The following is a 13,171-nucleotide window of genomic DNA, read 5'->3' as shown; positions in this document are numbered from 1 at the left end:
CGTCGGCAGGCATGACCGAGCTGTCTGCCTTCGCTGATCTGATGTCGGCCGATCACGGGCTGTGCGTCTTCAGCACCTTGCGCGGTGACGGCAGTATCCAGTCGTCGGTGGTGAATGCCGGTGTCCTGCAACACCCGCTGACCGACGCGACGGTTGTCGGGCTGGTGGCCATCGGGGGCTCCCGCAAGCTGCACAACCTTCGTGCCGATCCCCGAGCCAACCTCGTCGCACGCAGCGGCTGGCAATGGGCCGCAGTCGAAGGCTCGGCGCAGCTGATCGGCCCGGACGACCCGCACCCCGACGTCGACGACGAGCGGCTTCGGCTGCTGCTTCGCGAAATCTTCACCGCCGCAGGCGGAACCCACGACGATTGGGACACCTACGACAGGGTAATGCGCGAGCAGCGTCGAACCGCCGTCCTCGTCTCGCCCGGCCGCATCTATGCCAACCCGGCCTAACCCGTTGCGGCCCTGAGTGTGTCGGCGACGACGCGTCCGGTGTCGCGCAAGGGCTGGGGGCTTCGTTGGCTGCGGCTCAGCATGATTGCGCCTTCCAGGCTGGCCAGCGCGAACATTGCGAGGCGGCGCGCCGCGGCCGGTTTGACTCCTTCGCTGATCAGCTGGGCCGCCACCCGCGAGCGCCACGAGTCGAAAACCGCGTCACTCGCCCGGCGCAACGCTTCGTTGGTGCTTGCGATCTCACACGCTAGCGTCCCCACCGGGCAGCCGTCGGCGAAGTCGGACTCCTCCAGAGCGTGGCCGGCCCAACCGAACCATTTGGTCGCGGCCTGGCCGATATCGGCGGATTCGGCGAACACCCGGTCGAGCAGCTCTTCGTACCGCTCGGCCGTATGCGCAATGGCTTGCAGTGCAAGGTCTTCCTTCCCGCCCGGAAAGAAGTAGTACAGCGAGCCGATCGGACCGCCGCTCTCCGCGACGATTTGTTTGAGGCCGGTGCCGCTGTAGCCCTGCCGGCGGAACAATCCGGCGGCTGCCGTCAAGAAGCGTTCACGCGTCGGCGGGCTCACGGCTCGGCTCCCGATCGCAGCGGAATCGCATCGACGATGCGCCGCGCGGTTTGTCGGTCTATCGCATAGGCACTGAGGGCTTCGCACTCGAGTTGGTCGTCCAGTCGGCGGCCGATGACATCGAGCACGGTCTGCTTGGCAGAACGCACCGCGGACTGTTGGTGGCCGGCGATACGCTCAGCCAGAGCCCGGGCGTGGCTCATCAACACGTCATGGGCGACCACGCGGGTGACCAGGTTGACGTGCAGTGCACGCGCGGCGTCGATCGGTTCGCCGCTCAGTTCCAAATCCAGCGCGACCGCCATGCCGCACGCGTCGACCAGCCGCGAAATCCCGCCGTCTCCGTGATGAAAGCCCAGACCCACCAGCGGCGCGCCGAACATCGCCTGCTCCGAAGCGATTCGGATGTCGCAGGCCAGCGCCAGCTCCAAACCGGCGCCCAGCGCCCAGCCGTTGATCGCGCCGATCACCGGCTTGGCAATACCCATCCCCCGCGTCAGCCCGCCGAAACCCACATTTTTGGCGTTGCGGCGCACCGCCGCGGCGTCGGCGTCGAGCCATTGCGCAAACCAGGTGTTGCGGTCGGCCCCGGCACAGAATGCCGTGCCGGCGCCGGTCAGGATCGCCACGTCGACGTCGTCGTCATCACGGAAGTCCGCCCAAATCTCCCGCAGCCGTTGGTCCATCGCGGGGTCGATGGCGTTACGCGCCTGCGGTCGGTTCAGGGTGATGGTCGCAATGCGATCCTGCTTGTGATACCTGACGTGGCCTTCGGCCCTATCCATCCACGCAGATTATATAAAACGTTCTACTAACGCAAGGGCCGCCAGGGAGGACTGGCCGTCGCGACGCTGCGACACTTATCGGGCTGCCCACACGCGGAAATCACCGGCAGTGACCACGCCCGTTGCAGGAGGGCATCCTTACCAATGACTTCATTGGTCCAAATAGCTTGATAGCCCGCATGTTCCATCCGCACCACTGCTTCGCGCTGCAGGTCGGTGGATGGAGCACTGGTGAATGAAACCGGCAGACGCACGCCGACCGGCCCCAATGGCTGGCAGGTGGAGTATTCCATGGTCAGTCCTTGAAGTAGTGACCTTTTTCGAGGTCGTCGATGAGCCCTGGCTGTACGGGATGCCAGTCCAGCTGCTCTTGGGTGAGGGTGCTCGACGCGGCGAGGTCCATCGCGAAGACGGCGCCAATGAAGCCGAAATGCTCCAACGCCTGATCCACCGGGATGGGATTCACCGGCAACCGCAGATGCCGGCCAATGGCCTCAGCGATGTCGCGAACGGCGACGCCCTCGTCGCCGACGGCATGCAGTCGTGCGCCCGCCGGGGCGTTTTCCAGGGCCAGCCGGAACAGCTGCGCGGCGTCGAGCCGGTGCACGGCGGGCCAGCGGTTGGACCCGTCGCCCAAGTAGGCCGAAACACCTTTGGCGCGAGCGGTACTGATGAGGTGCGGGACGAAACCATGATCACCCTTGCCGTGCACCGACGGAGGGAGCCGCAACACCGACACCCGCACCCCGCGTGTGACGAGCTGCAGCGCCGTTTGTTCCGATGCGCGGGGGAAGTTTGGGTCAACTGCGTCTTCTTCGGTCGCGAGCCGGCCCGGTGTGCGCATCGCCATCCCAGATGCGACGACCAGCGGCCGGTCGGATCCGGCGAGTGTGTCGCCGATGGCCTCGATCGCGCGTCGATCCGTCTCGGCGGCAGCTGCATAGTCGGAGAAATCATGGATGAACGCGGTATGGATGACGCCGTCGCTTGCCGCGGCGCCGCCGCCCAAGCTGTCCAGGTCTTCAAGGGTGCCGTGATGCGCCTCGGCACCGACGGCCGTCAGCGCCGCAGCGCCCGCGTCAGAGCGGGTCAACCCGACCACCTCGTGGCCGGCATCGACGAGCTCGCGGACAACTGCCGATCCGATGAATCCTGTTGCGCCAGTGACAAAGACACGCATGGTTGGCTCCCTCCATGTCGCAGTGATGCTGTAAACCAAGATGCGTCTCGGCGATGTGCGGTGTCCAAGTCCCGTTTCGAATTGGCCAATACCAATTAGGCATCACCGCTGCTAAACCAGGCTGCAGGACGGTCGGGCGTGACTGACGGCGATTACGATGCGAGTATGTCCGAGTCGCCGTTCGTCGATCTCGATCTGCGGCTGGTCCGGTATTTCGTCGAGGTGGCCGACCAGCGGCACTTCGGGCGCGCGGCGACGGCTCTGCGCGTGGCGCAGCCGTCGCTGAGTCGCCAGATCCGCCGGCTAGAACAGCAGCTCGGTGCCCGGCTGCTGGACCGCACTCCGCAGGGCACCCAACTCACCGAGGCCGGCGAAGCGTTCCTCCCGTCGGCGAAGTCACTGTTGCGCTCAGCCGCCCGCGCAGCGGCACAGGCTCGCGCTGCCGCCCAGCCCAGCCGTATCACCATCGGCTACACGTCGGGGCTGATCGTCACGCCGGCGGTGCGCGAATTGCGCCGCCAATACCCCGACGCCGACGTGCAGGCTGTGCACCTGGAATGGACCGGCGCCCGCGAGGCCCTGCTCGATCACCGGGTGGATGCTGTAGTGGCCCGGCTACCGTTTCCGACCGACCAGCTGCACGTGACGATCCTCTACGACGAGCCGCGCGTATTGGTGGTGCCGCTGGACCATCGCCTGGCCGGTAAGGAATCGATCACCCTTGACGACATCGCCGACGAGCCGATGCCGCGGATGCGTGATTCCGACCCGGCGTGGAGCGCGTTCTGGCGCGTCGATCCGCGGCCTGACGGGCGGCGCGCACCCGACGGTCCCTTCATCGAGGCGCTCGAAGACAAGTTTGAAGTGGTCGCCGCCGGGCAGGCGGTGGTCATTTCGGCAGGCGTGCGCGCAAGCGCGTTGCGGCCCGACCTAACCACGATTCCCATCGAGGGCATCGAGCCCAGCCACGTTGTGTTGGCCAGTCGTGCCGACGACCGCAGCCGTCTGGTGGCGGCTTTCCGCAAACTGGCCGAAGCACACCTCACCGGGCCCCCCGAGCAGACGTAAAGGTATCCGGCACGCCGAGGACATGGCGACTTTTACGTCTGCTCGCCCAACTTTGGTGGCGGCCGGTAATCCGGCTCGTAGCCAGCGACGCGGATCGGGTTGCCGACCAGGCGGAAATCGCCTGCAGTAACAACGATCTCTGGGGTGGCTTTCAGTGCCTCGGGCAGTGTGCGCACTGCGGCTGCGGGTATCCCGAGGGGACGCAGTCGGGCTTCCCAACTCACAGCGGTGTCGGTGGCCAACGCCGCCGCGACCACCGCGCGCACCTCGTCGGCTCGCGCCACCCGCTCCGCCATTGTCTCGAAGCCCGCAATACCCGCCTCACCGGCGAAGGATTTCCAGAAGCCGTCGTGGGTGATGAACAGGGCAAGGTAGCCGTCGGCGGTCGAGAACATCTGCGCGGGAACGTAATACGAGTGCGCGCCATAGGCCCGGCGCTGCGGCTCGACGCCGTCGTTGAGATACGCCGAGGCGTGGTAGTTGAGCTGCGAGAGCATCACGTCGCGCAGCGACACGTCGACCTGGCCGCCGTGGCCGGACACGATCTGCGCCAGCAGCCCGAGCGCGGCCGCGAGACCCGTGGAGTTGTCGGCCGAGGAGTAGCCCGGCAGCGTCGGCGGCCCGTCGGGATCACCGGTCAACGCAGCCACCCCGGTGGCTGCCTGCACGACGTAGTCGAATGCCGGGTCGTCGCCGCCGTTCAACCCGAAACCGGTGATCGCGACGCACACAATCCGCTCGTTGTAGCCGCGCAGCGCCTCGTACGCCAGGCCGAGTCGGCGGATCGCCGACGGCTTCAGGTTGACCAGCAGCGCATGGGATTGCGCGACGAGCTCACCCAGCTTGCCTTGGCCCTCTTGGGAATTGAGGTCCAGCCGGATGCTGTCCTTGTTGCGGTTCAGGCTGGCGAAATAGCTGTCGCTGACTTTCCGCGAGATCTCGCCGTCGAGTGGCTCGATCTTGGTGACTTGCGCGCCCAGGTCGGCCAACAGCATGGTGGCGTACGGCCCGGCCAGCATGGTGCCGACCTCGAGGATCCGGATGCCGGCGAGCGGCGCCGTCATCGCACCTCGGTGCCCAGCGCCGCGATGACTTCGCGGGTGCGGCGTTTGGACGCGATCAGCTCGTCGCGGTTGTCGCCCAAAGGCAGCAACCGCACCGACAGGTCGGTCACCCCGGCGTCGGCGAACCGGCGGAACCGCGCCAGGATGGCCTCCTCGTCGCCGGCCGCGCAGATGTCGCCGACGTCCTTGGCATCGCCGTAACTCAGCAGCCGCTGATAGTTCGGCGACACCTCGGCCTCGCCGAGGATCCGGTTGGCGCGCTCCCGTGCGGCGTCGACTTGGCTTGGTGCGCAGACACATACCGGGATCCCGGCAATGATCCGCGGAGCGGGGCGGCCCGCATTGTCGGCCGCCTTGGTGATGCGCGGGACCACGTGTTCGGCGCACGCCCGCTCGTCGGCCATCCACAGCACGGTTCCGTCGGCGCGCTCCCCCGCGAGCGTCAGCATCACCGGGCCCAGCGCGGCGATCAGCACCGGCAGCGGGGCGACCGGCGCGAGGTCCAACGGGTTGTGCACGGTGAACGTCTCGTTCTCGACGTCGACCGGGCCGGGACCGCTAAAGGCGGCGGCAAGCACGTCGAGGTAGTCGCGGGTGTAGGCGGCCGGCCGCTCGTAGGGCAGGCCCAGCATGTCGCCGATGATCCAGTGATGCGACGGCCCCACGCCCAGCGCCAGGCGCCCGCCGGCGGCGGCGTGCACCGATAACGCTTGGCGCGCCAACGCAATCGGGTGCTGGGCCTGCAGCGGCACGACCGCAGTGCCCAGCTCGATCCGGGTGGTGCGCGTCGTCATCAGCGCAACGGCCGTCAGCGCGTCGAAGTCGTTGGGCACCTGGGGAATCCAGGCGGTGTCCATGCCCACGGACTCGGCCCACTCGATGTCGTCGAGCAGCTTGGTGACCTTGCGGGCCGAATCGCCACGCTCGGCGCCGATCATTACTCCGAGACGCACGATTCCTCCTCGGTAAGCCTGCGGATCTCTTGCACCAGGGTGTCCAGCGGTGTGCCGGTCGGAAACACCGCCGCCGCGCCGGCATCCAATAGCTTGGGTACGTCGGCCTCGGGGATAGTGCCTCCGACGACGACGGCGATGTCACCGGCGTCGGCCGCACGCAGTGCCTCGATGGTGCGGGTGGTGAGCGCAACGTGCGCGCCGGACAGGATGCTCAGCCCGACGAGCGCGACGTCTTCCTGCACGGCGATCGACGCGATGTCCTCGATGCGCTGCCGGATGCCGGTGTATATCACCTCGAAGCCGGCGTCGCGCAGGGTGCGCGCGACGATCTTGGCGCCGCGGTCGTGCCCGTCCAGACCGGGTTTGGCGATGAGAACGCGTACTGCCATCTAAAACACCACCGGCTGTTCGAATTCGCCCCACACCGCTTTCAGCGCGGAGACCATCTCGCCGACCGTGCAGTAGGCGTTGGCACAGTCGATCAGTTTGTGCATGAGGTTGTCGGTTCGTTCGGCGGCGCGGGACAATGCGGCGAGGCTGGATTGGACTGCGGCCGAATCTCTTTCGGCCTTTACCTTGGACAGCCGCTTCAGTTGCAGATCGCGGCCTTCCGGGTCGAGTTCGTAGGTGTGAATTTCGGGCGGCGGCTCGGGCGTGACGAACCGGTTGACGCCGACCACCGGTCGCTCGCCCGACTCGATTTCCTGGTGGATCCGGTAGGCCTCGTCGGCGATCAGGCCCTGCAGGTAGCCGTCCTCGATGGCACGCACCATTCCGCCGTGCTGTTCGAGATCGTGCATGATCTCGATGATGCGGGCCTCGGTCTCGTCGGTGAGTGCCTCGACGAAGTAGGAGCCGCCGAGCGGATCGGCGACCCGGGCGACGCCGGTTTCGTGGGCCAGGATCTGCTGGGTGCGCAGCGCCAGCGTGGTCGTTTCTTCGGTGGGCAGCGCAAACGGCTCGTCCCAGGCGGCGGTGAACATCGACTGGACGCCGCCGAGCACCGCAGCCATTGCCTCGTAGGCGACCCGGACGACGTTGTTGTGGGCCTGGGGGGCATACAGTGACGCCCCGCCGCACACGCAGCCGAACCGGAACATCGATGCCTTGTCGGTCTTGGCGCCGTAGCGTTCCCGCACGATCGTGGCCCAACGACGGCGTCCCGCACGGTATTTCGCGATCTCTTCGAAGAAGTCGCCGTGGGTGTAGAAGAAGAAGGAGATCTGCGGCGCGAATTCGTCGATGGTCATGCGCCCACGCTCGACCACGGTGTCGCAGTAGGTGACCCCGTCGGCCAGCGTGAACGCCATCTCCTGCACGGCGTTGGCGCCGGCGTCGCGGAAATGCGCCCCGGCTACCGAAATCGCGTTGAACTTGGGGACTTCCCCCGCGCAGAACTCGATGGTGTCGGCGATCAGCCGCAGCGATGGCTCGGGCGGCCAGATCCAGGTGCCGCGCGATGCGTATTCCTTGAGGATGTCGTTCTGGATGGTCCCGGTCAGCTTGCCCCGCGGCACCCCTTTGCGTTCGGCGGCAGCCACGTAGAACGCCAGCAAGATCGCCGCCGTGCCGTTGATGGTGAAGCTGGTACTGATCCGCTCCAGCGGGATGCCGTCGAACAGGATCTCGGCGTCGGCGAGGGTGTCCACCGCGACGCCGACCCGGCCGACCTCCTCGCCGACCTCGGGGTCGTCGGAGTCGAAGCCGCACTGGGTGGGCAGGTCGAGCGCCACCGACAGGCCCGTTCCGCCCTGCTCCAGCAGGTACCGATAGCGGCGGTTGGATTCCTCGGCGGTGCCGAACCCGGAGTACTGGCGGAACGTCCAGAGCTTGCCGCGGTAACCGCTGGCGAAGTTGCCCCGGGTGAATGGATAGGTGCCCGGTGGCGGCGGCTCGGCACCACGCTCCCCCGGCCCGTATACGGGTTCCAGCGGGATGCCGGATGAGGTCTGAGTCTGGTTGTCCATCGACTGATAACGTACTTGCAAAAAAAGAGAATGCCAATACCGGGTCCTGCTGACCAGGCCAAAGGAGAATGATGAGCACTTTTAGTGACCGCACGGTGGTGATCTCCGGCGCCAGCCGCGGGATCGGCCTGGCGATCGGTGTTGCGGCCGCGCGGCGGGGCGCCAACGTGGTGCTGCTGGCCAAGACCGACCAGCCCCACCCCCGGTTGCCCGGCACTGTGCACACCGCGGCCGCGGAGGTGGAGGCCGCCGGCGGCAAGGCGCTGGCGGTCGTCGGCGACGTGCGCCGCGAAGAGGACGTGCAGTGGGCCGTCGACGCGGCGGTCGAGCGGTTCGGTGGGGTGGACGTCTGCGTGAACAACGCCAGCGCGATCGCGACCGACCCCACCGAGAACCTGTCGGCCAAGAAGTTCGACCTGATGCAGGACGTCAACATCTGCGGCACGTTTCTGCTGACCCGAGCGTGCCTGCCGCACCTGCGGACGTCGTCGAACCCGCATGTGCTGACGATTTCGCCGCCGGTCAACATGAACCCGCGCTGGCTGGGCGCTCACCCGGCCTACACGCTATCGAAATACGGGATGACGCTGCTGTCGCTGGGCTGGGCGGCCGAATACGCCGACGACGGGATTGCGGTGAATTGCCTGTGGCCGCAGACATATATCGCGACCGCCGCGGTGACGAACATGCCCGACGGCGACCGGCTGGCGTTGTCGTCGCGCAGTCCGGAGATCATGGGCGATGCGGCCGTCGAGATCATCTCGCGTCCCGCACGAGAGGCGACCGGCAACTGCTTCATCGACGCGGACGTGCTCGGCGGCGACCTGTCGCGGTATGGCGGCGGAGAAGAGCCGATTCCGGACCTGTTTTTGGATTAGGTCTTCCGGCAAAGGATTTCGCCATGCGGGATCGCCAGCCAGCCGTCAGGGGCTGCGGCCCACTGGCGCCAGGCGGAGGCGATTTCGGTGAGTTCTGCAGTGGTCGCCATCCCTGACTCGACGAGCTGGCGGGCCAGGGCCGACTCGAGAATTCGGTCGGCCCACATGCCACCCCACCAGTCTCGGTCGTCTGGCGTGGCGAAGCACCAGATTCCGGCGGTAGGGGTGATGTCGTCGAATCCGGCCTGTTGAGCCCAGGACAGCAGGCGCCGGCCGGCGTCGGGCTCACCGCCGTTGGCGCGAGCCGCCTGTTCGTAGAGGTCCAGCCAGCGGTCGAGTGTGGGAAGCTGCGGATACCAGGTGAATCCGGCGTAGTCGGCGTCGCGCGCGGCGACGATACCGCCCGGCGCGCACACGCGTCGCATCTCCCGTAGCGCCTGAACCGGATCGGCGACGTGCTGCAACACTTGATGGGCGTGCACGACATCGAATGTGCCGTCGTCGAATTCGAGCGCGTGCACGTCGGCGGTGGCGAAGGAGATGTTGGAGAGGTTGCGCGCCCGTGCTTCCGCGCGTGCCGCGGCCAATGCGTCGTCAGCGGTGTCGACGGCGGTGACCTGACCGGGCGCGACGCGTGCGGCGAGGTCGACGGTGATGGTCCCGGGCCCGCAGCCAATGTCCAACAGGGAGATCCCCTGGCGCAGATGCGGTAAGAGGTAGCCCGCGGAGTTCTCCGCCGTGCGCTGGCGATGAGAGCGCAGCACCGACTCGTGGTGGCCGTGGGTATAGACGGCGTCGCGGGTCATGGCCCTACCGTATGTGAAGTCAGTTCACCGGGACGTCGAGGATCGGCCGGTCCGCGTAGGCACCGTCGCCGTCGAAATGCCACCACTCGCCGGAGTACACGGTCAGCCCGCCGGCGTTCATCGCGTTGCGCAGCCGTGCCCGGTTCGCCTGCGCGTCGGGGCTGACTCCGTCGGTGGCCGAGGCATGGGCTCGGGGCGTGAAATCGTCGAAATCGGTTCCCATGTCGGCGAAGCAGCGTCTCTGAGGTGGGCACTGCGTGCTTGCCGTCGTCACGTCGACCGAGCGGCCGGCCTCGTGGCTGTGTGCGTACTGGCCGGGCCGCGCCACCCAGGCGGGGTTCGGCATAACTTGGAACATTCGGACCTGGACGTCGTGCGGCCGATAGCAGTCCCAGAACACCAGGGCCTGACCCTGCTGACGCAAAGCATTGGCGGCCGTTGCGAGGCCCGGCGCCATGGATTCGTGTACCAGGCAGCGCGCGTCGGCCGGATACAGTGGTGCGCCGGTGAAATTGTTGGGCGTCGCGTAGCGCAAGTCGATGATGGCGTCCGGAACATAGCTGCGGACGTCGACGAAACCCGCCGCCTGCGCTTTCGCGCTGACCGGTGGCACGTCGGCGTTGGCGCGTCCACAAAAGGTGCTGCACGCTACGAGTAGCAGTGCGACCAGTGCGCGTCGGGCAATGAGCATTTCAGCATTGTCTCGCGAAAACCGCCCGGCGGGTCAGCGGCGGGCGTCGGCTGCGTCGGCCAAGCCCGCCGTCGCCGCCGCCACGCGCTGGGTGGCCAAGGAGATGGTCGGCGACAAGGTGACGATCGAAGTGCGCGGGGTGCTCGATCACTACGGCGATACCGTGGTGCGCGGCGCCTGCGACGGCACTTTCGACCGGACCAACCTGCCCGACGATCTTGTCCTGACAAACTACTTCAGCGTGCGTGACGGCAAGGTCGTCAGCCTTGCGGTCATCTTCAATCAGCCCGCCGATTACTGACCTCGCGCAGCACATCGATCCAGAAATCGGTCATTCGACTACTCTCCGCCGACCGCCGACTTATCGGCACTCTGGGTCATCCACTCCGGGCGGCTCGATCCTTTCGGCACCAGGATGGGGTCGGCCCAGCGCGGGGTGGTGTGGCTGAAAGTGACTGGTGGAGCGAGCATGTGGATATCGCCGAGGGGAGTTTGCGCGTCGCAGGCAGCAGGCTCACGGAGGCTGTGCTCGCCGTCGGCTCCGGCCGCGCTCGGGTCCACGAGCCCGAGGGTTTGATACCACATCGCGGTGCGGGTGAGATTGACGGTGACGTGCCAACTGCCGCCTTCGTTGGCTTGTTTTATCAGACCGGCCGCGGCACCGAGTGCGCCCATATATCCGGTGATGAAGTCATTGATCATGCCCGTCGGTGGCAACTTGGGGTCGCCGTCGCCGCCTTCGATGGTCATGAGTCCCGACGCGGCTGAGCCGTTCATGTCGAATCCGCCGCGTTGTGCCCACGGGCCTGACGACCCGTAGCAGGTCACCGAGACATGGACTAGGCCGGGATGGGTTTCGGCGAGCTGATTAGGGTCGATGCCGAGTTTTTCCAGTTTCGAGCCGCGATGGTTGTTGACGACGACGTGCGCGTCGGCCAGCAGCCGCTCGACCTGGCCTTTGCCCTTTTCAGTCGTGAGATCGAGGTTGGCGCTGCGCGATCCGATGTTGGCCTCGGCGTAGATGAAGTCGTGCTCGTAGTCCATCGGGCGCGTTGCACACAGCACGTCGGCGCCGTGCTCGGCCAAGGTGCGGCCCACGGTCGGCCCAGCGATGGCGTGGGTAAACGAGAGCACCCGCACCCCATCGAAGGCGCGCTCGGCGGGACCAAGCCGACGCGGTTGCGCGTCACCGATGCGGGTCAACCCGATGACGGGCTGCGTGGCGAGCAGCGCGCCCTGTGGGTGAGCCAGCCACTCGTCGGGCGTGCGCGCCACACACAGTGGCAGCGTCGCCTTATTGGCGGCTTCTTCAAGTTCGAAGGCGTCCCAACCGGCGAACGCGGATGCGACCTTATCGAAATCTGGTGGCACATCTAGAAACCGGCACCATTTGGCGGCCAGGTGCGGGTAGACCCCGGAGGCCATCACAATGCGCCCGTCGCGAGAGCGGTAGGGAAGCAACAGAAACGGGTTATCGGGCACCAGCGCGAACGACGGAAGCTCACCCGCCACGGTCGGATGCCAGTATGCGTGCGGGGTGATGTGGTGTACCGCTTGGCGCAGGTCTAAGTGCAGGTCTTGATCGGGACCGCCGCGGTGGCGCAGCATGGCAGCTGCGGCAACAGCGTTGCCCATCATGGGAATGCCGATACAGGCACCGAGGCGGTGGCGTGCCGGCAGGATAGGGTCTCGCCCCGCGAAAGTGACGACGCCGCCGGCATCGGCGGTCGACAGGCCCACCTCAGCGAGCAACGCATTGAGCGCGTGGGTGGGGTCGAATGCGGCGTTGCTGTTCATGTTGTCGCCTCTCTTCCGGGGATTGCTACAGGTAGGCCGAAGAAGTCGGCAACCGCATCGGCGGCACAAATATCGCGGGTCGACGGTCCCCAAAACCATTGCGCGAATGTGTGTGTGGGATTTGGGAGCACATGGCCCCCGCCGTGCACGGTATAGAACCGGACAGGCAGACCACCGGGCCTCGCGTAGTCGTGGCGAGCCACGGACGTTGGTTTACCGGGAACGCGCTGATGCGGCAGCTGCGTGATGGTCGGCGCGCCGGTGATGCCGTTGCGTGCGGCGAAGTATCTGGCGGTTTCCGGCGCTGATAGGTGTATGCCCTTCAGGAGATGTCCGTGGAAGCCGACCGCACCACCGTTGAACGGTGCAAGTGGGTCGGCGGTGCCGTGGATTGTCAATACGGGCAAAGCAAGTTCGGCGTCTCGGTCAACGACAAAGTTGTCCGGGCTGGGCAAATTTGCGCTCAGCACCGCGGCTCCCGCGAGTAGTTCAGGGATTTCGTGAATGAGCCGGATTGCCATCTGACCGCCAAGCGAAAACCCAGCCACGAAAACCTTTGTGGGATCGACGTTTTCGGCAGCGACTGCATGGCCGATGACACCACGGATGAAGCCCAGGTCGTCGATGTGCTTGGCGCGTTCTGACAGCATCATTGCCTTGCGGGCACCGTTCCATTCGCGGCGAATCGCATCGGGATAGATCACCACGACCCGCCCACCGACCGCATAGGTATCGAAGCTGTATCCGGCAAACGGACGAATGTTGCGGGCGGTCTGCATCGTGCCGTGCAACATCAACACCAGCGCCGGGCGGCGCTGTCGGATGCGGCCCGAGACGGTGATGAATGTGCGGCGCCGCCCGCCGATGGTCAGCGACCCCTGCGGCGCCACTACGTCTGGACGTAGCCTGCCCGCGGATCCGACCACGCACTGCTTACGTTGTGTCATTGATG

16 protein-coding genes are annotated in these 13,171 nt (G+C 66.5%); 4 read left to right on the top strand and 12 right to left on the bottom strand.

Features of this window, described 5'->3' with window-relative positions; translation table 11 throughout:
- The first annotated feature begins 11 nt into the window (after positions 1-11).
- Positions 12-458, top strand: coding sequence for a TIGR03618 family F420-dependent PPOX class oxidoreductase (locus tag G6N47_RS11450; protein ID WP_083133963.1), 447 nt, complete (start codon positions 12-14; stop codon positions 456-458).
- Here G6N47_RS11450 and G6N47_RS11445 read toward each other — a convergent pair.
- Genes G6N47_RS11445 through G6N47_RS11430 form a run of 4 tightly spaced genes read right to left on the bottom strand, consistent with a single transcriptional unit; the run spans position 455 to position 2,992 of the window.
- A complete protein-coding gene (locus G6N47_RS11445) occupies positions 455-1,027 on the bottom strand; it encodes a TetR/AcrR family transcriptional regulator (RefSeq protein WP_083133964.1) in 573 nt (190 codons plus the stop codon). The genes G6N47_RS11450 and G6N47_RS11445 overlap by 4 nt on opposite strands.
- On the bottom strand, positions 1,024-1,812 hold the full coding sequence (locus G6N47_RS11440) for an enoyl-CoA hydratase/isomerase family protein (protein WP_083133965.1): 789 nt from the start codon (positions 1,810-1,812) through the stop codon (positions 1,024-1,026). The genes G6N47_RS11445 and G6N47_RS11440 overlap by 4 nt, the downstream gene beginning before the upstream one ends.
- A gap of 26 nt (positions 1,813-1,838) precedes the next feature.
- On the bottom strand, positions 1,839-2,105 hold the full coding sequence (locus G6N47_RS11435) for a hypothetical protein (protein ID WP_083133966.1): 267 nt from the start codon (positions 2,103-2,105) through the stop codon (positions 1,839-1,841).
- Between the two features lie 2 nt (positions 2,106-2,107).
- A complete protein-coding gene (locus tag G6N47_RS11430; protein WP_083133967.1) occupies positions 2,108-2,992 on the bottom strand; it encodes an SDR family oxidoreductase in 885 nt (294 codons plus the stop codon).
- A 165-nt stretch (positions 2,993-3,157) separates the two neighbouring features.
- On the opposite strand from G6N47_RS11430, the gene G6N47_RS11425 reads away from it, so the two are divergent.
- Entirely contained in the window at positions 3,158-4,060 is a 903-nt protein-coding gene (locus tag G6N47_RS11425) for a LysR family transcriptional regulator (protein ID WP_083133988.1), read from the top strand.
- Between the two features lie 32 nt (positions 4,061-4,092).
- Here the strand turns inward: G6N47_RS11425 and G6N47_RS11420 are convergent, their stop codons facing one another.
- Genes G6N47_RS11420 through G6N47_RS11405 form a run of 4 tightly spaced genes read right to left on the bottom strand, consistent with a single transcriptional unit; the run spans position 4,093 to position 8,047 of the window.
- Entirely contained in the window at positions 4,093-5,124 is a 1,032-nt protein-coding gene (locus G6N47_RS11420; RefSeq protein WP_083133968.1) for a CaiB/BaiF CoA transferase family protein, read from the bottom strand.
- Positions 5,121-6,077 carry an LLM class F420-dependent oxidoreductase gene (locus G6N47_RS11415; protein ID WP_083133969.1) on the bottom strand — a complete coding sequence of 319 codons (957 nt, stop codon included), beginning with the start codon at positions 6,075-6,077 and terminating at the stop codon, positions 5,121-5,123. The genes G6N47_RS11420 and G6N47_RS11415 overlap by 4 nt, the downstream gene beginning before the upstream one ends.
- Positions 6,062-6,469, bottom strand: coding sequence for a cobalamin B12-binding domain-containing protein (locus tag G6N47_RS11410; RefSeq protein WP_083133970.1), 408 nt, complete (start codon positions 6,467-6,469; stop codon positions 6,062-6,064). Before G6N47_RS11410 ends, G6N47_RS11415 begins: the two co-directional genes overlap by 16 nt.
- Positions 6,470-8,047 carry a methylmalonyl-CoA mutase family protein gene (locus G6N47_RS11405; RefSeq protein ID WP_083133971.1) on the bottom strand — a complete coding sequence of 526 codons (1,578 nt, stop codon included), beginning with the start codon at positions 8,045-8,047 and terminating at the stop codon, positions 6,470-6,472.
- 68 nt (positions 8,048-8,115) lie between these two features.
- Between G6N47_RS11405 and G6N47_RS11400 the strand changes: the two genes are divergently transcribed.
- Positions 8,116-8,925 (top strand): SDR family oxidoreductase, encoded by an 810-nt coding sequence (locus G6N47_RS11400; protein WP_083133972.1) that lies wholly within the window; start codon positions 8,116-8,118, stop codon positions 8,923-8,925.
- Here the strand turns inward: G6N47_RS11400 and G6N47_RS11395 are convergent.
- Positions 8,922-9,731, bottom strand: coding sequence for a methyltransferase domain-containing protein (locus tag G6N47_RS11395; protein ID WP_083133973.1), 810 nt, complete (start codon positions 9,729-9,731; stop codon positions 8,922-8,924). The two genes, G6N47_RS11400 and G6N47_RS11395, sit on opposite strands and share 4 nt — an antisense overlap.
- A gap of 19 nt (positions 9,732-9,750) precedes the next feature.
- The gene (locus tag G6N47_RS11390; RefSeq protein ID WP_083133974.1) at positions 9,751-10,422 is read right to left on the bottom strand and encodes a M15 family metallopeptidase; all 672 of its coding nucleotides are present in this window, start codon (positions 10,420-10,422) and stop codon (positions 9,751-9,753) included.
- Here G6N47_RS11390 and G6N47_RS11385 point away from each other — a divergent pair.
- A complete protein-coding gene (locus tag G6N47_RS11385) occupies positions 10,415-10,723 on the top strand; it encodes a hypothetical protein (RefSeq protein ID WP_179966379.1) in 309 nt (102 codons plus the stop codon). The genes G6N47_RS11390 and G6N47_RS11385 overlap by 8 nt on opposite strands.
- 38 nt (positions 10,724-10,761) lie before the next feature.
- Here G6N47_RS11385 and G6N47_RS11380 read toward each other — a convergent pair whose 3' ends face one another.
- Together G6N47_RS11380 and G6N47_RS11375 are read right to left on the bottom strand one after the other, a co-directional pair.
- Positions 10,762-12,219: a CoA transferase gene (locus G6N47_RS11380; RefSeq protein WP_163659628.1), complete on the bottom strand. Its 1,458-nt coding sequence runs from the start codon at positions 12,217-12,219 to the stop codon at positions 10,762-10,764.
- A complete protein-coding gene (locus tag G6N47_RS11375) occupies positions 12,216-13,013 on the bottom strand; it encodes an alpha/beta hydrolase family esterase (protein ID WP_163659626.1) in 798 nt (265 codons plus the stop codon). Before G6N47_RS11375 ends, G6N47_RS11380 begins: the two co-directional genes overlap by 4 nt.
- Between the last annotated feature and the right edge of the window lie 158 nt (positions 13,014-13,171).

Source organism: Mycobacterium branderi (assembly GCF_010728725.1).
Lineage (GTDB): Bacteria > Actinomycetota > Actinomycetes > Mycobacteriales > Mycobacteriaceae > Mycobacterium > Mycobacterium branderi.
Note: the sequence above shows the minus strand (reverse complement) of the source record. Positions and strands in the feature narration are given on the sequence as shown.